Here is a 21,059-nt window from a genome sequence, read left to right as displayed (position 1 = left end):
TATAGGCTTAATGGGGTAAAAGAAATGAGTAGAGAAAAATTTATTTATAGCAGAATTAAATATTTGGTAGACTTTATTATATTTTTTATAACAGAAGTTTTAATTGCGGCATATGTTCATGATGATTTCATAAGGCCCTATGTTGGAGATATACTTGTTGTAGTTCTCTTATATTGTTTTATTAAAATATTTGTACCTTATAAGGTTAAACTAATGCCATTGTACATATTTATATTTTCAGCTTTTGTTGAGATACTTCAATATTTTAAATTAGTTGAGGTATTGGGATTACAAGACAATAGGTTTGCTAGAATAGTAATAGGTTCAGTATTTGATTGGAAAGATATATTGTGTTATGGAGTTGGATGTATTCTATTATGTGGGTATGAAAAATTAATAGATAAATAGGTTTAAGAGGAAGAACTGCTTTCCTAAAAATATCATCAAAAAGATAATTATTTGTAATGTGTATATATGGTAAAATGATGTAAAATAGAAATAGACTTTGAAAGGTGTTAGCAAAATTACTTTGCAACACCTTTTATTTAATATTAAATGATAATATTTATCATTTACAAACTAATTTCCCTATGCTATTATGTTTGTAAATCCTCACAACAAGGCTAGAAATATAATCAATATTTTAGAGGAGGAAATGTGATTATGGAAGACTTAACGTCCAAAAGTGAAATAAGATCTTTAAGAAAAAAGGAACATGTTAAGCATTTTTCTAAAGGTGATTTTGAAGGAAATAATTATTTTAAATATATATATTTAGAGCACAATTCATTACCAGAGATTGATTTTAATGAGATAGATACAAGAGTGAGTTTTTTAGGTAAACAAATAAACTTCCCTGTAATGATTAATGCCATGACAGGAGGGTTTAATGATGCTGTAAAAATAAATAGTAATCTCGCAAAGGTTGCAAAGGAATTAAACATACCAATGGCAGTTGGATCTCAGGCAATAGCAGTTAATGATGAAAATTATTCAGCTTCTTTTAAAGTTGTAAGACAAGTACTAAAAGATGGTGTTGTTTTATCTAATATAAATGCTTTTTCAACTCTAGATGATGTTAAAAAAGCTATAGATATGATTGAGGCTGATGGGATTCAGATTCATATAAATCCTGCTCAAGAGATATGCATGCCTGAAGGAGATAGAAACTTTAAAGGTGTTTTAAAGAATATTGAAAATATAGTTAAGAAAATAGATAAACCTGTAATAGTAAAGGAAATAGGTTTTGGCATGTCAAAAGATGTAGTTAAAAGACTTTTAGAAGTTGGCGTAAAGTACGTAGATGTAGGAGGAAGTGGGGGAACCAATTTTATTAAAATTGAAAGTGAAAGAAATAAAGAATTTCACTTTGAGGAACTATTTGATTGGGGAATACCTACAGCATTAAGTCTTATTGAAGCAAGAAGTTTAAGTGACGATTTAAATATTGTGTGTAGCGGTGGGGTTAAAGATTCTGATGAGGTAATAAAAGCCTTATGTTTAGGTGCCAATATGACTGGTATAAGCGGCCCTATATTAAAGTCATTTTTAGATGGTGGTTATGAAGGTGCACTTGAGTATCTTCAAAATATAATATATAAATCTAAAGTAATGATGTTTCTTTTAGGTAAAAAGAATATAGAAGAGCTTAAAAGTGTACCTTATAGGATAAAAGGTGAACTTAAAGAGCTTGTGGATTATAAAAGGTGAAGACATGAATGAGAAATTAAAGGATATAGGTGAAGGGTATTCACATAGTAAATTAATTTTAACAGGAGAACATGGAGTTGTGTATGGTAAACCGGCCATTGCAATTCCTTTTCCACTTAAGGTGAAATGTATCACAAAAAACTATGATGGAGGCATAAGGTTCGAATCATCAATTTATACTGGTGATATTAATGATATGCCAGTTAAGCTTAGAGGGCTTTCTTTGGTTTTAGAGGAGGCTTTAGCTATTTTAAATAAACCACATGAAGGGCTTCTTATTAATATTTATTCAGAAATACCCATAGGAAGAGGTTTAGGTTCAAGTGCATCAATTGCTACAGCTATAGTAAGAAGTTTATTTTCATTTTATGGACAAAATCTTATTAAAGAACAATTATTTTATTTAGTTAATATAGGGGAAAGATATGCCCATGGAAACCCAAGTGGGATTGATATGGAAGTGGTATCTAGTGAGGAAGCTATATATTTTAAAAAAGGCAAGAAGGTTCAGTATATTAAAAGTGCTAAACCATTTTATATAGTAGTAGGAGATAGTGGGAAGATTGGGGATACACGTAAGGCTGTAGAAAATGTACACCATAGAAGTTTATTAAATCCTCATAAAATGGAATCTTATATAGATGAAATGGGAAAGCTTGTTGAAAAAAGCAAAGATGCTTTTTTAGCTGGAGATATGGATTTATTAGGTGAACTACTGAATACTAACCAAGAGATACTTGAAAATATGGGTGTAAGCGATGAAAGTTTAGATATATTAATAAAGACTGCTAGAAAAAATGGAGCCTTGGGAGCTAAGTTAACTGGGGGAGGACTTGGAGGATGCATAATTGCACTTTCAAATAGTTTAGAGGATGGGAAATCAATTGCACAAGAATTAATAAATTCTGGCGCAGTTAAAAGCTGGTGTTTCTCTACCAAGGAAAACAAACTTTATACTTTCGAGAAAATGGAGGATTAAACTAAATGAAAGCTAAGGCAAAAGCTAATACAAACATTGCATTAATTAAATATTGGGGAAAGAGAGATAATGAATTGATTCTTCCTATGAATAGCAGCATATCAATAACCTTAGATGGATTTTATACCATAACTTCAGTTGAGTTTAAAGAAGAACTTAAAAATGATATTTTTATATTAGATAATAAGGAAACAGAAGAGAAAGAACAGAGAAAAATTTCAAAGTTTCTTGATATTGTAAGAGAATTATCAGGAACTAAATTATATGCAGAAGTTAATTCAGAAAATAAAGTACCAACAGCTGCTGGTTTTGCATCTTCTGCATCTGGATTCGCAGCTTTAGCTTGTGCATCTTCAAAGGCAGCAGGTTTAAACTTAAGTGAAAGAGAGTTATCAATGTTAGCTCGTAGAGGTTCAGGTTCTGCTTGTCGTTCAATCTTTGGTGGATATGTTAAATGGGAAAAAGGTGAAAAATTTGATGGAACAGATTCTCATGGAGTTAGGCTGTTATCAGAAAAAGATTGGGATATAAGCATACTTTCAGTAATGGTAGCCTCAGGGAAAAAGAAGGTTTCTAGTAGAGAAGGAATGAAGCGTACAGTAGAAACCTCGCCTTTTTATTCAGGGTGGCTAGATACTGTAGAAAAAGATATTAAAATAGCAGAAGAGGCCATAAGATTAAAAGATTTTTATAGCCTAGGAAATATTGCAGAAGAAAATGCTCTAAAGATGCATGCTACAATGCTTGGAGCAAAACCACCTGTTTTATATTGGGAACATGGAACTCTAGAAGTTATGGGGCATATTCAAAATCTAAGAGAGTCAGGTATACCAGTATTTTTCACCATAGATGCAGGAGCAAATGTTAAGGTGCTTTGTCTTAAGGAGAATGAAAATATGGTATATGAATCTCTTTTAAAACTTTCAAGTGTTATGAAGGTTTTAGTTTGTCATCCAGGTTCAGGAGTTACTTATTTAGAATAATAGGAGTTTAATTATGAAAGATATAAACCAAGAAACAATGAAACATATAGATGATAATAAAGTTAATATTGAAATTTGGGAGGATGTTGTAAATATTAAGGACTTAGTTAAGGCACTTATTATATGCAGTGTTACTACCCTTGGAGGATACTTTATTGCGCCAAATGAACCACCTAAGCCATTATTTTTTGGTTTGGCTGGTGCAATTATTGGGTTTGTTGTTTGCTCTGTTCTAATAAAGCCTAAAAGGATATTTGTTAAGGAAGATAAGGAGAATTAGGATGGATATTAGTTTAATTATACAGATGATACTAGCAGCAGCTTTAGCTGCGGTGATTTATTCTATAATTGGAGCAGCCCCAGGTGCAGATGAAACTGCAACTATTGCTCCGGTAATATTAGTACTTGTTTTATCAGGAGTAGAACCTGTTGTGGTTTTATCTTTCTTTATTTCGGCAATAGTTGCATGTAAGCTTATTGATGCAGTTCCTGTTTCTATTGCAGGAATACCAGCAGGTGTTATGTCTACGCCAATGGTTGAGCATGCAATGGTGCTTAAAAAGCACGGTTTAACTAATACAAGCATAAGAAAGATTGCGTCAGGAGCTATCGTAGGAACCTTCGTTTCTATACCTGTAAGTTTATTTTTAGCAAGTTTTATTGTGCCGTTTGCAACGACGATTAAGGAATATGGGGATGCTATTTTTTTTGTTGGAGCCATAGTATTAGCTTTAATGAGCAAAAAAAGATGGATAGCACTTGCTTCTATATTACCTTTTGCGCTTTTAATTCAAGGACTTAGATATCTTTATTGGGGAATAAATGCAGTACCTAAAGAAACTAATGTTTTTGTTTCTTTTTTCTTAGGTATTACTATAGGACCTGTTATCTTAAGTTTATTTGAACTTCTTAATAAAGATAAAAGAGATGCTTTGAAAAAATATGATACAAAGAAAATATATATAAAAGAGGAAGAGGAGATAAAGAAGTTTCCAAATCCCTTTAAAATCTTAACTAAAAAAGAAGTAGGGTATAGTACATTAGCTTCACTTATAGGATCAGTTACTTTTCTTCTAAGCCCAGTAGGATTAACCACCTTTTTGGGGGAATTATTCTCAAGTAGAGTTAAAGATCCTGTGGAGAAAGCTTCACTTGCGGTTTCTTGTATGGAAGCTTTGGCACAGGCAACCTATATTTCAGGAATTTTAATTCCTCTCCTAGCGTTAGGTATTCCATTATCTCCCGTAGCGTTAGGTCCAGGGAATCCATTGTTTAATGCACCACCAGTATTTACATTAGAAAATAATATGCATCATATATTATCAAGAACAGATTTTATTGTTGCAACTCTTATAGGAGCAGTTATTGCATCAGCTTTTACTTATTTTATCACCGTAAAGTATTCTCAAAAGATTTGTTCCTTTGTATTTAAAAAGATTCCTCATGAAGCTATTTTAGGCGTGTTTTTCAGCTTGGTTTTACTTTTAGCCTTTATGGATGGAGGAGTTATTAATATTGTCGGTGTACTTTTAATAGGTATTTTTTCAGGGGTTTTATATAGGTTAGGAGTTAATTATGGAGTTATGTTTATGATTCTTTATTCAGCTCCATGGATTGTAAAAGCATTATCAGGTTTATATTAATTTAAGAGAGGGGAGATATTAATGATTAATATAAAGGTTCCAGGAAAACTTATGATAGCTGGGGAGTATGCTGTGCTGGAGAAAAATCAAAAGTGCATAGTAGCTGCAATAAACAGGTATGTAGAGGGAAGTATTAAACCTAGCATTAAAAATCAATTATTTCTCCCTGATATTAAACTTGAAGATGTTTTTTTTGAAATTAAAGATGGGAATGTAGAATTTAGTATAGAGGACTTTAGGCTAAGTTTTTTAAGAAACTCAATCTCTGTAGCTATTAGGTTCTTAAAAGAAAATTCAATTGAGATTATTCCATTTAAGTTATCAATAAAAAGTCAACTGGATGATGCCTCATCTGGTAAAAAATATGGACTTGGATCTAGTGCAGCAATTGTAGTAGCAGCTGTTTCCTCCATATTAGCACTACATAATAAAGATGAGTTTCTTAAGCCTGATATAATCTTTAAACTTTCTGCTATTGCTCACTTAAAGACCCAAGGAAATGGGTCAGGTGCAGATATAGCAGCTGGAGTTTATGGAGGATGGCTTGAATATTCAGCATTTGACTCAAAGTGGTTATTAAATGAGCTGGAGAACTTAAGTGAAATCAAAGATATTATAGAGAAGCCTTGGAGAAATCTAATTATTAGAAAATTAACTCCTCCTTCGGAATTAAAGTTAGCAGTAGGATGGACTAAAGAAACGGCTTCAACCTCCCCTATGATACAAAAGGCAGAAAGCTTTAAAAAAGAAACTCCTAATATATATAAGGAGTTTTTAAAAGAAAGTTCTATTGCTGTAGCTAATCTAATCAAAGCTTTTAATGAAAATAGTTTTGAAGATAGTATCAGTTCTCTTTCAGAAAATAGAAAAGCCTTAAAAAACTTTGGAGAAAAGGCTTATATTACAATAGAAACAAAAAAGCTAACTGATTTATGTTTTATTGGAGAAAGATATGGAAGTGCTAAATCCTCAGGAGCAGGTGGAGGAGATTGTGGAATAGCATTTTTAAAAGGAGATTATAAAAAGCAAGAACTATATAGGGAATGGGAGAGAGCTGATATTGAAGCCTTAGATTTAGAAGTATCAGAGATGGGTGTATATATTAAAGACATTACTTGATAGTTACTCTGATTATTAGTAGATTAATATAAGATAGAATTTTAGGGGGAGAGTTATGAATAAAGAAATTTTTCAAAGTCTAGAAGGGGATAAGATATATTTTGCACCTGTAAAAATAGAAGACGTAAAAGCAATACATAAATATGCTTCAGATGAAGATGTTTCCCGTTTTATTGGATGGAAACTTATGAATAGTGAAGAGGAGACCTATAGGTTTGTTGAAGAAATCATAAGAAGAGTTAATAATGGAACTCATCTTTATGCATCTATTTTTACTAAAGAAGGAAAAGAGCTCATTGGGACAGTCATGATTTTTGGCTTTAATGAGGAAGATAAACATGCTGAAATTGGATATGTTTTAGATAAGGATCATTGGAGAAAAGGTTATGGTGTAGAGACTATAAGACTAGTAAATGAGTATGTTTCTAAGCATCTTGATTTACATAGACTTAATGCTTTTGTAGTTGATGTAAATATTGGTTCAGCCAAGGCTTTAGAAAAAAACGGATTTATACTTGAAGGAAGATCAAAAGATTTTTATCTTATAGATGGAAGTTATTATGATTCTTTAATTTATGGTAAGATTTTTAACTAAAATTATATAGTTTTTTTGATAAAGTTACAGAAGCTTTTCTTAAAATGAAAAAATTGATATTAAGAAATTAAAAAAAGCATATGAACTTTAATAAGTAAGATATCTAGTAGAGCCTTTGGGTTTTGCTAGATTTTTTATTTGTCACTTCAATATATATTTATAGCGCATGTCAATCGTTTGACATATGTTTTGTGAAAATGTATACTTTTTATATAAGATGACCTTTATATAAGGAGGGGTATGATGTTTAACTTTAATGAAAAAATAGATTTTAGGGATAAAGAAAATGATATTTTAACTATAGGAGAAATCTTAGTTGATATGATAACTGCTGACTATAGTGAGGATTTTGAATGTGATAGTTATAATAAGTTTTTTGGTGGTTCGCCAGCTAACATTGCCATGAACTGTAAAAGACTAGGTATTAATTCTCTTATTGCATCTGCTGTAGGGGATGATGGACTTGGAAGATTTTTAACTAATCATTTAAAAAATGCTGATATTAATACAGAGTTTATTCAAAAAGTTGACTATTCTACTAGTGTGGTTTTAGTTACAAAAAGCAAAACAAGTCCAGTTCCTATATTTTATAGAGAAGCAGATTACCATCTTGATTATAATAAATCCTTAGAAAAAGCGTTAAAGAATTCTAAAATAGTTCATTTTTCTTGCTGGCCTATTTCTAAAACACCATCACGTTTAACTGTTGAAAAAATTCTAGAAGAAGCTAGAAAAAATGAAGTTTTAGTTTGTTTTGATCCTAACTATCATCCAAAGATATGGGAAAAAGGTGAAGATGGAATAGAATATATAAAATCAATGATAGGTAAGGTTGACATTATAAAACCTTCAGAAGATGATGCTGAAAGGTTATTTGGCAAAGATAGCCACGAAAATCAAATTAAGAAGTTTTTAAAGCTAGGTGCAAAACTTGTAATAATGACTTTAGGAGCCGAAGGAGCACTTATTTCAAATGGAAATGAAACTATTAAGCTTGATACATTGGCAAAGGATATAGTAGATACTACGGGTGCTGGAGATGCTTTTTGGTCTGGATTTTATTCTGGGATTATAAAAGGCTATAACATAAGAGAAGCTTTAGATTTAGGCCTTGGGGTTAGTGCATATAAACTTAAGTTTACTGGCGCTGTAGTTGAGCTCCCTGTATTAGAGGAAATAAAAAAGCTGTATAGCTTATAATATTTTAGGAGGAAATAAGAATGGCAGTTAAAAATAAAGTACAACTTATTACTTACCCAGATTCATTAGGTGGAGATTTAAAAAAACTAAATAAGGTATTATTAAAATATTTCCCTGATACTTTTAAAGGTGGAATTCACATTTTACCTCCTTTTCCATCCTCAGGAGATAGAGGTTTTGCGCCCTTGACTTATTTAGAGATAGAACCTAGTTTTGGAACATGGGAAGATGTAAAAGCTATAGGAGAAAAATTTGATATATTAGTGGATTTAATGGTTAATCATATTTCTAGACAATCTTCCTACTTTAAGGACTTTTTAAAAAGTGGAAGAGAATCAGAACATGTTGACTTATTTATAACCTTAGATAAGTTATGGAAAGATGGAGAGCCTATTAAAGAAGATATAAACAAAATGTTTTTAAGAAGAGAAGTGCCTTATTCAACATTTAAAATAGAAAAAACTGGTGAAGAAGAGAGGGTATGGACGACTTTTGGGAAAACAACTCCCTCAGAGCAGATAGATTTAGATATAAATTCACCTAAAGTTAAAAAGCTATTTGAAGATTTTTTTATAAACTTTAGTAGAAATGGAGTAAAAATAGTAAGGTTAGATGCTATAGGGTATGTTATTAAAAAGTTAGGTAGCAGTTGCTTTTTTGTAGAACCTGAGATATATGATTTTCTTAATTGGATTAAAGAATTAGCAGATTCTTTAGATATTGAACTACTTCCAGAAGTTCATTCTCATTATTCTATTCAATATAAATTAGCTGAGAAGGGTTTTTGGATATATGATTTTATTTTGCCTTATATGATTTTAGAAACACTTTTAAATAAATCTAGTGAAAAACTTTGTGAATATCTAAAGGTACGTCCAATGAAACAATTCACTATGCTTGATTGTCATGATGGAATACCAGTTAAACCTGATATGGATGGACTTATAGATACAAAGGAAGCTAAAAAACTTGTTGATGTATGTTTAGAAAGAGGATCTAATTTAAGCCTTATTCTATCAGATGAACACAAAGATGAAGATGGTTTTGATGTACACCAAATAAGGTGCACCTATTATTCTGTTTTAGATTGCGACGATGATGCATATTTGGCAGCTAGAGCTATTCAATTTTTTACTCCAGGCATTCCACAGGTTTATTATGTAGGGCTTTTAGCAGGAGAAAATGATGTTGAAGCAGTGAAAGAAACTGGTGAAGGACGTGAAATTAATCGTCACAACTTTACCTTAGAAGAAATAGATAAAGCCATAAATAAAGATGTTGTAAAAAGGCTTTTAAAACTTATTGATTTTAGGAATAATTATGACGCTTTTAACGGAGAATTTAAGGTTTTAGATTCTTCAAAAAAAGAAGTTAAACTTAATTGGAAAAAAGGAGATAAATATTGCACATTATTTATAGACCTTAAAAACAATAAGACTATAATAGATTATATAGATGAGGATGACAGGGAAGCACAATATATAGTTTAATGAAAGGAATTATTATGGCAACTATAAAAGATGTTGCGAAGGTAGCAGAGGTTACAGTAACAACAGTTTCAAGGGTTTTAAATAACAGAGGATATATAAGTGAAGCTACGAGAAACAAAGTATATGAAGCTATGAGAGAGCTTAATTATCAACCAAATGAAGTAGCACGTTCTTTACTAAAGAAAAAATCTAACATCATTGGGTTAATAGTACCTAATGTAGCTCATCCATTTTTTGGAGAGTTAACTAATTACATAGAGTACTATGCTTATAAGGAAAACTATAAGGTACTTATATGCAACTCATATGAAGAGAAGGAAAAAGAAAAAGATTATATAGAAATGCTTAAAAGAAATCAGGTAGATGGGATAATAATAGGAAGTCATACCCTAGATCCATCAGAGTATTTAAGTTCAAAATTGCCTATTGTAGCTATAGATAGAGATTTTTCTATGGATATACCCTTTGTAACCTCTGACAATTATAGAGGTGGAGTACTTGCAACCAATCTTTTAATAGATAAAGGATGTAGAAAAATAGCTCATATAAGTGGTCCACTAAAACTAAGTACACCAGCTAATAGAAGATATGAAGCTTTTATGGATGTAGTAAAGGAAAGAGGAGTTAGCTACGTAGTTATGGAGGAGAAACTTGATATAGTTGAGAATTATAAAAAACTTGCATATAAACTTTTTAAGGAACATCCAGATATTGATGGAGTATTTGCAAGTAGTGATATGATAGCTGCATCCCTAATTCAAGTTGGTAATGAGTTCAACAAAAAAATACCTGAGGATATAAAAATTGTAGGTTATGACGATATTAATATAGCATCTTTAATAGTTCCACCTTTAACTACGATAAAACAACCGATAGAGGATATTGGAAAGCTTCTTATAAAGGTATTAATAAATAAAATTGAAAATAAAGAAGTAGAACTTGAAAATACTTTACCTATAACTTTAATTGAAAGAAAAACAACTTAATAATAAATTAAACAAATAAACCTCGCATTTTTATAATGTATGAGGTTTATTTTAGTGTAAGCTAATAAATTTCATAAAATGTTTCATTTAGGTAATGAAAGTTGTACTTATAAGTCTATAATTTGAATATTAAATTATAGGATAAAAATTAGATAGGTGGTAAATATGTATTTATCAAAACCAGAAGTTTTTAGTGTTCCAATAAGGTATATTAATTTTGATATATTAGGCTTAGAAAAAAATAATATAAAAAGAGCAAGACATCATGTGTTTATAGGAGTTATTTTGCCTAATCAAAGAGAGTCTAGATGGGTTAGAGATAAAGAAGCAATGGAGAGAGAAGCAAGACTTAGAGAAGTTAATATAAAAATAGAATTTAATGATTTTAATATAGAAAAGCAGAGAATTGCTGTAGAGAAGCTTATGTCTGAAGGGGTAAATGCTTTGATTATCACGTCTATAGATCATGGTGATGAAGCATCATTAGTTGATAAAGCTAAAGAAGCTGGAATAAAGGTTATAGCTTATGATCTATTGATAAAAAGCTCAAATGTAGATGTATATATAAGTTTTAATATAATTAGAGTTGGAGAATTTCAAGGAAGATATTTAACTAAAAATGTACCTAAAGGTAATTATATACTTCTATCAGGAGAACCAAGTGAAGGACTACTTAGAGAGGGAGCTATGACTTATATTCAGCCGCTTATTTTTATGAGAGAAATTCGAGTTGTCACAGATCAAGTGGTAAAGGGCTGGGATCCAAATAATGCCTTTAAAATAGTTGAGGAGGCCTTGGTTAAAAGCGCTAATAGAGTTGATGCTATATTATCACCAAATGATGCAATAGCTGGGGCTTCAATTAAGGCATTAGAAAATCAAGGACTAGCTGGAAAAGTTGCAGTTACTGGGCAAGATGCTGATTTAGCTGCAATCCAAAGAATAATTCAAGGAACACAAAGCATGACTGTATTAAAAGATTCAAGAGAACTCGGGAAAGTAGCAATAGAGACAGCTATAAAATTGGTTGAAGGAAAATATATAGATTACAATGCTATTAAAAATAACGGAAAAAAAGATGTACCATCTATATTAATTGAACCAATAGCTATAGATAAATCTAATTTGTACACTACTTTTAAAGAAACTGAATATTATAAGGATGGATTTTAACGAATAAAAAGTATATTGTAGTAAACATAAAATATTTCTAATAAGTGAATATACCTACCTTATGTTGAATAAGATTGAAAAGACAGAAATTTAGTATTAAGGTAAGGTGAATACATGAGAACTAAAGGTTATAGGAACATAATAAACATATTTTTAATACCAATAGGATTACTTATTACTTTTTGTGTATTTATACTTTTTAGTGGTTCAAGCAATAAGGAAATATCAGATTCTACTAGAAAAGAAATTCTTAAAAAAGCAGAGGAAATGGCTAATGTAAAATGGACTCCTAAATATGACTTAAATGACAAAAGTGCAAAGTTTACTTTCTCTAAAGGAAAAACTTATATGGGAATACCCTATAGTATGGATGGCTACCAAGCAACATCAGCCAAAGAGTTTTTAAAAAAGATAAAAGATAGTAGTGAGTTATATGGTAATGACTGTTCGGGCTATGTAAGTGCAGCTTGGGGGATAAGTAGACAAACTACCTTAACATTATATAATGCAGTAGAGAAAAAAGAAAAGATAGACGGAAGATATATTAAAAAAGTTTCATGGAATGAGATTAAACCAGCAGATGCCCTTCTTTTAGATGACGGTAAAGGAAAAGGTCACGTAATGTTATATGTTGAAACTAATAAGGAAAATAAAGATGAACTCATAATATATGAACAAAATGTAGTTATAAATACACCTAATGGATCTGTTCCAGTTGCAAGAAAAGATGTACGATCTAAGAAAGCTCTAATTAAGGATGGCTATATTCCAATAAGATTAATGAAAAAGTAAAATCGAGTTTTGTGTAAGAAACTATTCAAAGGACATTAGAATAGTTTCTTTTTTATGTAATTATTAGGCAAATAATTACATTTAATCATTGACAGTATAGAGACATAGAGTTAATATTTAGTTGATAATAATTTTCAATTAGTTATAATGTAAAATTGATATCCTTAAGGGGTGGATAAATATGTATGATAAAATGTGTACTTATGTTGAAGTTATAGATAAAAAAGATAGGCTCAAAAAAAATAATATTGAAAATATATTTAATTCAGATAGTTATGATTATTTTTATGAATTGCCTAAAGATTTTGGTAGAGGATACTTTTCTTCAATTATTCCAAATGAAAGTATGAAGATAACTATTTGCGATTTTACTTTTAATGAAAACATTATTTTTAATGAAGTTGCTAAGGTTAATTGCTTATTTTTATCCTTTTGTGTTTCTGATTTTTTTGAGTGGAAAAATGTAAATAATAAAGAAAGTTTTATATTAGAAAAAAATGAGTGTTTTATACATAATAGCTATGAATTTATTACAAAAAGCCAAATGAATGCAGGAGAAAGATATATGGGGCTTGGAATGGGAATAGATGAAAAGAGATTTAGAAATGTAATAGATGAACATTTTACTAAAGAATTTATTTCAGATTTTTCTGTAGGAAAATTAAGTAAGATATCTATGTCTCTTAACAGTAAATTAATTCTTAAAGATATTTTAGATTGTAATTATTCAGGAAGCTTAAAACCTTTGTATATAGAAGGGAAAATTCTTGAATTGTTAACTACTATGGCAAAGGATTTAAAAGATAATAGTGTTATTCAGAAAATAGAAGGAAACATTAGTAGAGAAGATCTTCAAAATATAACTAGAATAAAGGAAATAATAGATAGTAATTATGTTGAGCCTTTAACTATCAATGAACTTTCAAAGTTAGCATTTATAAGTCAAACAAAACTTAAAAATAATTTCAAGAAAGTATTTGGGAAAAACATATACGAATACGTTGTTGACAAGAGAATGGATAAAGCTAGAGAATTATTAGATAAATCAGAAGTTAAGGTTAAAGAAGCGGCAAGTATGGTTGGATACAGTAATATAGGTTACTTTAGTAGGAGTTTTAAAGAACGATATGGGTTTAGTCCAAGCGAATATTCTAAATCAAGAACAAAATAAAAGATAGTATGTCTTTAAGAACTAGATAAATGTCTTTTAGAAGTAGATAAGAATAAAGAGTTTTAGCTATTATAAGGTGAGTAAGGAAAAGTGTCCTAGTTAAATAGGATATTTTTTTTAGTTATATGATGATAATGATTATCAATAATAAGGAGGTATAAACTTTTTAAACTTAAAAATTGAAAAGAGGGATAAATGTGGAGAAAAATACAAAACAAAAAACTGGTATAGCAAGACTTATGGAACTTGCTACAACTAAAAAACCTTTAATGATTAGCTCGGTCATACTTTCAGCTTTAGCATCAATAGCTTCTTTTGTTCCATATATAGCTATTTATTATATCATAGGCGAAATAATGGGGAGTTATGGAGATTTCAATAGTTTGGATGTAGAAAGAACATTAAACTTTGGATGGATAGCTTTTGGAGGAATAATATTAAATATTTTATTGTATTTTGGAGCTTTAGTATGCTCTCATCTTGCGGCTTTTGGAACACTTTATGAATTAAAAGTAAATTTTGCATCTCATTTAGCTAAACTTCCACTAGGTTTTCATTTGACCATTGGCAGTGGTAAGATGCGTAAAATAATGGATGAAAATATTGAAAAAATAGAAGGGTTTATAGCCCACCAGCTTCCTGATATAGTAGCAGCCTTTGTAGCTCCTATAGTTATGCTTATAATTCTTCTTGGAGTTGACTGGAGATTTGGACTCGCTGCATTAGTAGGAATAGTAATAGCTTTTATGCTAGAATTTAAAGCTTATGGAAATGAAGGCGCAAAAGCTATGATGAAAAACTATCAGATGTCTCTAGAAGATATGAATAATGCATCTGTAGAATATATTCGTGGTATTTCAGTAGTTAAAGCCTTTAAGCAGACAGTATATTCTTTTAGAAGACTCCATGAGACTATCAAAAGGTATACTAGTTTTGTAATTCCATATACTTTAAGCTGGGAAAACTATATGTCAGGCTTTACTACAATAGTAAATAACATATACTTATTCTTAATTCCAGTGGGAATATTAATTGGTAGTAAAACCAATGATTATGAATCTTTTGCAATAACTTTTATATTTTATCTTATTTTTGTTCCATCAATATCTTCCGTAATGATGAAAATAATGTATGTATCCAGTAATGGTATGCAGATTATAGGGGGAGTAGAGAGAATGGATGGAATACTTAATAAAGAAGTATTAGAAGATAAAGATAGTTTAGAAAAGCCAAAAGATTATTCTATTTCCTTTAATAAGGTTTCTTTTTCATATGATGAAGATAGTGAAACTTCAGCTTTAAAAGATTTATCCTTTAAAGCTATTCAGGGACAAGTAACTGCTATAGTTGGACCTTCTGGAGGAGGGAAAAGTACAATTGCTCATTTAATTCCTCGTTTTTATGATGTAACTGAAGGAAACATAGAAATTGGAGGAGTAGATATACGCAATATTAGTCTTTCTCATTTAATGGACATGGTTAGTTTTGTGTTTCAAGATGTGTTTCTATTTAAGCAAAGTATAATGGATAACATAAGAATAGGAAATCAACATGCATCAGATAAAGAGGTTATTGAAGCCGCTAAAGCTGCTCAATGCCATGAGTTTATAATGAAACTTCCAAATGGTTATAATACTGTAGTTGGAACAAAAGGAGTTCATCTATCTGGAGGAGAAAGACAGCGTATAGTAATAGCAAGGGCTATCGTTAAAAATGCACCTATAATAGTACTAGATGAGGCTACAGCTTTTTCTGATCCAGAAAATGAATATTTGATTCAAAAAGCTTTTGAAAAATTAATTCAAAATAAAACAGTTATAATAATAGCACATCGCTTATCAACAATAAGGAGTGCAAATAGAATATTAGTTATGCAAAAAGGAATATTAGTTGAAGAAGGTACACATGAGAAACTTATTCGGGAAAAAGGCAAATACCATGATATGTGGGAAATGTATACAAAATCTCTTGATTGGAAAATAGGTACTAAAGAGGGGGTGGAAGTAAATGCTTAAATTAAAAGAAGTGTTATTTCTAAGTGATAAAGGATATTCAGACTTAAAGAAGGCAATTTTAGCATGTACCATAACAAATTTTTCTCTTATGCTACCTTTTGGAATAACGATAGAGATATTTAAAGAACTTTTAAAACCACTTATGAAAGAGGAGATATCTTGGGAAAAGATGTGGATGCTTTTGGGGGCTGGAATAGTAGCTGCAATTTTAGTTTTTCTTGCAAACAAAAATGATTATAAGAAAACCTATGTAACTTCTTATAATGAGGCAGAGGCAACACGTATTAGTATAGCTGAACATATAAGAAAACTTCCAATGAGCTTTTTTAATTCGAAGGATTTATCAGAGCTTACAACAAATATGATGGGGGATTGTGCAACTACTGAGCATGTTCTTAGTCATATTATTCCTCAATTAATTTCTAATGGAATTTCTATATCAGTTATAACCATACTTCTTGGATTTTTTGATTGGAGATTAGCTTTAACTGTTTTTTGTACTGTACCAATAGCATTTTTCATTATATTGGGTAGTAAAAAAATACAAAATAAGTTAAGTGGAAAACAAATAGAGGCTAAACTTAGAGCTTCTGACCAAGTACAAGAGTACCTAGAAGGTATTAAAGTAATTAAAGCTTGTGGTTTGGATGGAGAGAAGTTTGAAAAATTAGATGACGCTCTTAAAAATATGAAAAAGATGGCCATTCAAATGGAATTTGGAACTGGAATATTTGTTACTGGAGCTCAAATAGTTGTACAAGCTGGTGTAGGACTTACTGTTTTTGTAGGAACTTATCTTTTAACAGGTGGGAAAATTGAATTAATTCCCTTACTTATGTTTTTCTTAATTGTTGTGAGAATATATGGTCCAGTACTTGTGGAATTAACACTCCTTCCAGAACTTTTATATCTAAGATTATCAACAAAAAGAATGAGAACTTTAATTAACACACCTATTATGGAAGGAAGTACAGATATTGAATTAAGAAATTATAACATTAATTTTGAAAATGTAACTTTCTCTTATAACGAAGTGAATTCTTTAGAAAAAGCAGTTATAAAAGATATTACAATGGCTATTCCAGCTGATGGTATAACAGCCTTAGTAGGCCCGTCAGGTTCTGGTAAAAGTACTATATCAAAATTAATAGCTAGATTTTGGGATGTAAATAAAGGGGCAATAAAAATAGGCGGAGTTGATGTAAAAAGCCTTGATCCTGAGCATTTGATGAGTTACATGTCTTTTGTATTTCAAGATGTGGTACTTTTTAATGATAGTATATATAACAATATAAAAATTGGTAATATGGATGCTACAAGAGAAGAGATTATGGAGGCTGCTAAAGCTGCTTGCTGTGATGAATTTGTAGCCAGCTTACCAAATGGCTATGATACTTTGCTTGGAGAAAATGGAAGCACTTTATCTGGAGGAGAAAGACAAAGAATATCTATAGCACGTGCATTACTTAAAAATGCACCAATTGTTCTTCTTGATGAGGCAACGGCTTCTTTAGATCCAGAAAATGAAGTTTTAATTCAGCAGGCTATTTCAAGATTAATAAAAGGAAAAACTGTTATTGTGATTGCACATAGACTAAGAACTGTAGTTGGAGCTGACAAAATAATAGTTTTAGATAATGGTAGAGTCGTTGAAGAAGGCACTCATAATACCCTAATAAAAAATAAAGGATTGTATGAAAAACTTTATAACATCCAAAAGGAAAGTTTAGGCTGGAGTGTATAAAGTAAATAGTAGCAGAGGATTTTTAATGAAATTCTCTGCTATTTTTCAGTAGATAAGTTTAACTTTTTAAGCTTCCTAAGAGAAATCTATTTCATTATAAAAAATCAATGCGCAATTAATCAATTAATCAATTGCGCAATTGCGTAATTGCGCAAAACATCAGAACATCAGAACATCAGAAATTAAAAGTAAGTTGATTAAGGAAGAATCCTCTAAAGTATGCAATTGCTGATTTTGAAAACAATACGAGTGAATTAATGTTATAATAAAATCTATTGAAATTATTTATAGAAATAGATGTAGAAAATATTAAGTAGAAGTTATAGTTTAAAAGAAGAAAGGTGATGAGAATGGAAGCAGTATTGGTTAAATCAGCAGGATTTATTTTTATTATTTTTATTGGGTACATGCTTAAGAGAAAAGGATTTTTTAAGAGAGATGATGGGATTTTTTTATCTAAGATAATTATGAATATAACTCTTCCAGCAGCTTTAATATCTGGAGCAAGTGGAATGAGTATAAATTCTTCAGCAATTATAATAATTTTGGTAGGGTTTTTAAGTAATTTATTTAATTTATATTTTTCTAAATTTACAAGTTATAAGAATTCTTCTATTGGAAAAGCAATTAATATGATTAATTGTACAGGCTATAATGTTGGTAATTTTGCTATTCCTTTTGCAGCAAGTTTTTTTGAACCCTTAGCTCTTGTTTATATGTGTATGTTTGATATAGGAAATTCCTTTATGGTTTTAGGCGGTTCTTATGCACTTGCAAAAAATGAAGTTGAAGGAAATGGGAGAATAAACTTTAAGAATCTATTCAAGGTTTTGTTTAAATCTTTTCCATTTGATATATATCTTCTTTTGCTTATTCTTTCAATTTTTAAAATAGTAATTCCAAAAGAAGTTATTTCTATAGCAGCCATGATTGGAAATGCTAATGGATTTCTTGCAATGCTTATGATTGGGATTATGTTAGAGATAAATATTACTAAACAGCAAGCTAAATCTGTTATGAAGATATTAGGAACTAGGTACATGGGAAATATTATAATAGCAGTATTAGTATATTTTTTAATACCACTTCCTATTTTGGCCAAACAAATGATTATTCTCATTTTATTTGCTCCCCTATCAACAATTTCAGCAGTTTATAGTAAAATGATAGATCCAGATAACCCAGCGCCAGCTCTATCTAATTCAATAAGTATTATAATTTCAATTTGCGTAATGACAGGTTTATTAGTGTTATTTACATAAAAATTAGTTTAAAAGCTACTATGAGGAGGTTTCTTCATAGTAGCTTTTAAAATTATCTAAAGAATTTTTATGGAGCCTATTGACATTAAAATATGAGTGTATTATTATAGTGGTACACTAGTAATATAGATAGGAGCTGTAACAGCTATGAAATTTAATGAAAGTACGCCGATTTATATGCAAATTATACAAAAAATTAAGGCTGATATAGTATCTGGAAGGCTTAAAGGGGGAGATAAAATGCCATCTGTCAGAGAATTCTCAGAGAATTTTAAAGTTAATCCAAATACCGTACAGAGAGTTTTTCAAGAACTTGAGAGGGAAGGAATAACATATTCTCAAAGAGGAATAGGAACATTTATTGTTGAGGGAGATGACATTTTGAAGGAACTTAAGGATACCCAGGCTCAAAGATACACAGAAAGATTTGTTGATGAAATGAAAGAACTTGGAATGAACAAAGAGGATATTTCTAAATATTTATTAAAGGTATTGGAGGAAAAATTAAATGAAAATTCTTGAAGTTAATGGAATAAGCAAAAAATATCTTACCAAAAAAGCTTTAAATGGAGTTGATTTAACTGTTGATAAAGGAAAAATAGTAGGTATTTTAGGACCAAATGGAAGTGGAAAAACCACATTTTTAAAGATAATAGCTGGTTTAACAAGACCTACTGATGGAAAAGTTCAAGTATGTAATACTGAGATAGGTTATAAAACAAAAGAGTTGATTGCGTATTTACCAGATAGCGATTTTTTATATCCTTGGATGAAAATTAGTGATGCAGAGAAGGTATATACATCATTTTTTAAGGATTTTAACTCAGAAAAGTTTTATGAACTATTAGATTTTATGAAATTAGAGCTAGATATGTCGGTAAAAGGACTTTCAAAAGGAATGAAGGAAAAGTTAGCATTAGCTTTAACCTTAGCTAGAGACGCTAAATTAATAGTGCTTGATGAACCTTTAAATGGAGTAGATCCAGTAGCTAGAGAACAAATCTTAAAGGCAATCTTAAAAGGCTTTAACTTTGAAAGTTCTATGATAATAACAAGCCATCTTATTAATGAGGTAGAGAGTTTATTAGATGAAGTTTACTTTCTTAAAGAAGGACAGGTTGAGCTTTATGGAAATGCAGAGGATTTAAGAATAGAAAGAGGTATAACCCTTGATGAACTTTATAGGGAGGTTTTTGCATGTTAATTAATTTATTAAAATATGAATTTATGAAAAAATGGAAAAGTATGAAGTATATTTTATTGGGGTATGCTCTTATTGAAGTAATATTATTAGTTACAAACAGAATATTACTCAGTAGAAATGGTAATGAAATGCTATTTGGTGATGGTAGTATAACAAGTGAAAAAGTCGGGTTTTTATTTCTTATATGTATAATATTTTATTTTTTATTTATTCTTCTTATAAGTATATATCCTTTTTTTGAAGGTGTAACAAGATATGAAAAAGAGCTTTCTGGTAAGCAAGCTCCTTTAGAGCTTATGATACCGGCACCTTCTTGGAAAAAGGTATTGTCGAAGTTAATATCAACTATAGTAGTAACTATTGGGTGTTCAATAATATCTCTTGCATCTGTAATGATGTTTATCTTAGTTATGAGTAATTTTGATAAAGTTGTATTAACTCAAATTTATAACTGGTTTAAAATCATACTTGATTATCCATTTTCTTTGCTATTTACAATTATTTTTGTGATTTTATCTTACGCAGCATTTTATTTGTTAATAAATTTTTGTACAGCTGTAGCGAAAGCTATCACTCATAAAAATAAGCTTTCAACCTTTATAAGTATTATAACATTTGGAGTGTTAGTAGCTATAATGACATACTTATCCATTGCAATTGAAAATTATCCAATAGTAACTTTTACATTTTTTAAAGGATTAGCAACAGGAATGGCAAGTAGCTTAAGTTCTATAATATTGGATATAGTTATATTAAGCTTCTTTTTTGCAGGAACATCTTATATTATGGAGAAAAGAATAGAATACTAATGAAAGAGCCTTTTGGTATAAAATAATTGGTGGGAATATAAGAACAAAAGAATTTAAAAATATATAGGGATGTGGAAATAGTTTTTCTAATTACTATTTCTATATCTCTATTTTTATTTTAAGGAAATGAAATAACGCATATTAACATTCGCTTTGATAAATTTTTTGTTATATAATAAATAAA

General features: G+C 30.1%; 20 protein-coding genes. All 20 read left to right on the top strand.

Annotation, left to right across the window (positions count from 1 at the left end; translation table 11 throughout):
- Positions 1-24: 24 nt before the first annotated feature.
- The 20 genes from P8F83_RS08595 (at position 25) to P8F83_RS08500 (ending at position 20,875) form a co-directional block, all read left to right on the top strand.
- On the top strand, positions 25-408 hold the full coding sequence (locus P8F83_RS08595; protein ID WP_326514275.1) for a ribosomal maturation YjgA family protein: 384 nt from the start codon (positions 25-27) through the stop codon (positions 406-408).
- Positions 409-663: 255 nt separating this feature from the next.
- Positions 664-1,710, top strand: a complete 1,047-nt coding sequence (gene fni / locus P8F83_RS08590) for a type 2 isopentenyl-diphosphate Delta-isomerase (protein WP_326514274.1) — start codon at positions 664-666, stop codon at positions 1,708-1,710.
- A 4-nt stretch (positions 1,711-1,714) separates the two neighbouring features.
- Entirely contained in the window at positions 1,715-2,689 is a 975-nt protein-coding gene (gene mvk, locus P8F83_RS08585; RefSeq protein ID WP_420022607.1) for a mevalonate kinase, read from the top strand.
- Positions 2,690-2,694: 5 nt separating this feature from the next.
- Positions 2,695-3,672, top strand: a complete 978-nt coding sequence (mvaD, locus tag P8F83_RS08580; RefSeq protein ID WP_326514273.1) for a diphosphomevalonate decarboxylase — start codon at positions 2,695-2,697, stop codon at positions 3,670-3,672.
- 13 nt (positions 3,673-3,685) lie between these two features.
- On the top strand, positions 3,686-3,952 hold the full coding sequence (locus P8F83_RS08575; RefSeq protein ID WP_326514272.1) for a hypothetical protein: 267 nt from the start codon (positions 3,686-3,688) through the stop codon (positions 3,950-3,952).
- Between the two features lies 1 nt (position 3,953).
- The gene (locus tag P8F83_RS08570; RefSeq protein WP_326514271.1) at positions 3,954-5,315 is read left to right on the top strand and encodes a tripartite tricarboxylate transporter permease; all 1,362 of its coding nucleotides are present in this window, start codon (positions 3,954-3,956) and stop codon (positions 5,313-5,315) included.
- A 21-nt stretch (positions 5,316-5,336) separates the two neighbouring features.
- Complete coding sequence (locus P8F83_RS08565; protein ID WP_326514270.1) at positions 5,337-6,434, top strand: phosphomevalonate kinase; 1,098 nt, start codon at positions 5,337-5,339, stop codon at positions 6,432-6,434.
- A gap of 55 nt (positions 6,435-6,489) precedes the next feature.
- Entirely contained in the window at positions 6,490-7,029 is a 540-nt protein-coding gene (locus P8F83_RS08560; protein ID WP_326514269.1) for a GNAT family N-acetyltransferase, read from the top strand.
- A 243-nt stretch (positions 7,030-7,272) separates the two neighbouring features.
- Positions 7,273-8,229 carry a carbohydrate kinase family protein gene (locus tag P8F83_RS08555; protein ID WP_326514268.1) on the top strand — a complete coding sequence of 319 codons (957 nt, stop codon included), beginning with the start codon at positions 7,273-7,275 and terminating at the stop codon, positions 8,227-8,229.
- A 20-nt stretch (positions 8,230-8,249) separates the two neighbouring features.
- The gene (gene gtfA, locus P8F83_RS08550; protein ID WP_326514267.1) at positions 8,250-9,719 is read left to right on the top strand and encodes a sucrose phosphorylase; all 1,470 of its coding nucleotides are present in this window, start codon (positions 8,250-8,252) and stop codon (positions 9,717-9,719) included.
- A complete protein-coding gene (locus P8F83_RS08545; protein WP_326514266.1) occupies positions 9,719-10,705 on the top strand; it encodes a LacI family DNA-binding transcriptional regulator in 987 nt (328 codons plus the stop codon). The genes gtfA and P8F83_RS08545 overlap by 1 nt, the downstream gene beginning before the upstream one ends.
- Before the next feature lie 165 nt (positions 10,706-10,870).
- Positions 10,871-11,878 carry a sugar ABC transporter substrate-binding protein gene (locus P8F83_RS08540; RefSeq protein ID WP_326514265.1) on the top strand — a complete coding sequence of 336 codons (1,008 nt, stop codon included), beginning with the start codon at positions 10,871-10,873 and terminating at the stop codon, positions 11,876-11,878.
- 114 nt (positions 11,879-11,992) lie between these two features.
- Entirely contained in the window at positions 11,993-12,670 is a 678-nt protein-coding gene (locus P8F83_RS08535) for an NlpC/P60 family protein (RefSeq protein WP_326514264.1), read from the top strand.
- Between the two features lie 181 nt (positions 12,671-12,851).
- On the top strand, positions 12,852-13,841 hold the full coding sequence (locus P8F83_RS08530) for a helix-turn-helix transcriptional regulator (protein WP_326514263.1): 990 nt from the start codon (positions 12,852-12,854) through the stop codon (positions 13,839-13,841).
- 239 nt (positions 13,842-14,080) lie between these two features.
- Entirely contained in the window at positions 14,081-15,856 is a 1,776-nt protein-coding gene (locus P8F83_RS08525; RefSeq protein WP_326514830.1) for an ABC transporter ATP-binding protein, read from the top strand.
- Positions 15,849-17,600, top strand: a complete 1,752-nt coding sequence (locus P8F83_RS08520; RefSeq protein ID WP_326514262.1) for an ABC transporter ATP-binding protein — start codon at positions 15,849-15,851, stop codon at positions 17,598-17,600. The genes P8F83_RS08525 and P8F83_RS08520 overlap by 8 nt, the downstream gene beginning before the upstream one ends.
- 350 nt (positions 17,601-17,950) lie before the next feature.
- Complete coding sequence (locus tag P8F83_RS08515; RefSeq protein ID WP_326514261.1) at positions 17,951-18,862, top strand: AEC family transporter; 912 nt, start codon at positions 17,951-17,953, stop codon at positions 18,860-18,862.
- Positions 18,863-19,009: 147 nt separating this feature from the next.
- Positions 19,010-19,384 (top strand): GntR family transcriptional regulator, encoded by a 375-nt coding sequence (locus P8F83_RS08510; RefSeq protein WP_238907139.1) that lies wholly within the window; start codon positions 19,010-19,012, stop codon positions 19,382-19,384.
- Positions 19,371-20,066, top strand: coding sequence for an ABC transporter ATP-binding protein (locus tag P8F83_RS08505; protein ID WP_326514260.1), 696 nt, complete (start codon positions 19,371-19,373; stop codon positions 20,064-20,066). Before P8F83_RS08510 ends, P8F83_RS08505 begins: the two co-directional genes overlap by 14 nt.
- Positions 20,060-20,875 carry a hypothetical protein gene (locus P8F83_RS08500; protein WP_326514259.1) on the top strand — a complete coding sequence of 272 codons (816 nt, stop codon included), beginning with the start codon at positions 20,060-20,062 and terminating at the stop codon, positions 20,873-20,875. The genes P8F83_RS08505 and P8F83_RS08500 overlap by 7 nt, the downstream gene beginning before the upstream one ends.
- The last annotated feature ends 184 nt before the right edge of the window (positions 20,876-21,059 follow it).

The organism is Clostridium intestinale (genome assembly GCF_035905475.1).
Taxonomy (GTDB): Bacteria; Bacillota; Clostridia; order Clostridiales; family Clostridiaceae; genus Clostridium_T; species Clostridium_T intestinale.
This window is presented reverse-complemented; position numbering and strand designations above follow the sequence as displayed.

Bases quoted from the DNA above. Each gene is read 5' to 3' on its own strand.
- P8F83_RS08545 (WP_326514266.1), top strand. From the start codon at position 9,719: ATGAAAGGAATTATTATGGCAACTATAAAAGATGTTGCGAAGGTAGCA.
- P8F83_RS08565 (WP_326514270.1), top strand. From the start codon at position 5,337: ATGATTAATATAAAGGTTCCAGGAAAACTTATGATAGCTGGGGAGTAT.
- P8F83_RS08570 (WP_326514271.1), top strand. From the start codon at position 3,954: ATGGATATTAGTTTAATTATACAGATGATACTAGCAGCAGCTTTAGCT.
- mvaD (WP_326514273.1), top strand. From the start codon at position 2,695: ATGAAAGCTAAGGCAAAAGCTAATACAAACATTGCATTAATTAAATAT.
- P8F83_RS08525 (WP_326514830.1), top strand. From the start codon at position 14,081: ATGGAACTTGCTACAACTAAAAAACCTTTAATGATTAGCTCGGTCATA.
- P8F83_RS08530 (WP_326514263.1), top strand. From the start codon at position 12,852: ATGTATGATAAAATGTGTACTTATGTTGAAGTTATAGATAAAAAAGAT.
- P8F83_RS08540 (WP_326514265.1), top strand. From the start codon at position 10,871: ATGTATTTATCAAAACCAGAAGTTTTTAGTGTTCCAATAAGGTATATT.
- gtfA (WP_326514267.1), top strand. From the start codon at position 8,250: ATGGCAGTTAAAAATAAAGTACAACTTATTACTTACCCAGATTCATTA.
- fni (WP_326514274.1), top strand. From the start codon at position 664: ATGGAAGACTTAACGTCCAAAAGTGAAATAAGATCTTTAAGAAAAAAG.
- P8F83_RS08510 (WP_238907139.1), top strand. From the start codon at position 19,010: ATGAAATTTAATGAAAGTACGCCGATTTATATGCAAATTATACAAAAA.
- P8F83_RS08560 (WP_326514269.1), top strand. From the start codon at position 6,490: ATGAATAAAGAAATTTTTCAAAGTCTAGAAGGGGATAAGATATATTTT.
- P8F83_RS08520 (WP_326514262.1), top strand. From the start codon at position 15,849: ATGCTTAAATTAAAAGAAGTGTTATTTCTAAGTGATAAAGGATATTCA.
- P8F83_RS08505 (WP_326514260.1), top strand. From the start codon at position 19,371: ATGAAAATTCTTGAAGTTAATGGAATAAGCAAAAAATATCTTACCAAA.
- P8F83_RS08595 (WP_326514275.1), top strand. From the start codon at position 25: ATGAGTAGAGAAAAATTTATTTATAGCAGAATTAAATATTTGGTAGAC.
- P8F83_RS08555 (WP_326514268.1), top strand. From the start codon at position 7,273: ATGTTTAACTTTAATGAAAAAATAGATTTTAGGGATAAAGAAAATGAT.
- P8F83_RS08500 (WP_326514259.1), top strand. From the start codon at position 20,060: ATGTTAATTAATTTATTAAAATATGAATTTATGAAAAAATGGAAAAGT.
- P8F83_RS08515 (WP_326514261.1), top strand. From the start codon at position 17,951: ATGGAAGCAGTATTGGTTAAATCAGCAGGATTTATTTTTATTATTTTT.
- mvk (WP_420022607.1), top strand. From the start codon at position 1,715: ATGAATGAGAAATTAAAGGATATAGGTGAAGGGTATTCACATAGTAAA.
- P8F83_RS08575 (WP_326514272.1), top strand. From the start codon at position 3,686: ATGAAAGATATAAACCAAGAAACAATGAAACATATAGATGATAATAAA.
- P8F83_RS08535 (WP_326514264.1), top strand. From the start codon at position 11,993: ATGAGAACTAAAGGTTATAGGAACATAATAAACATATTTTTAATACCA.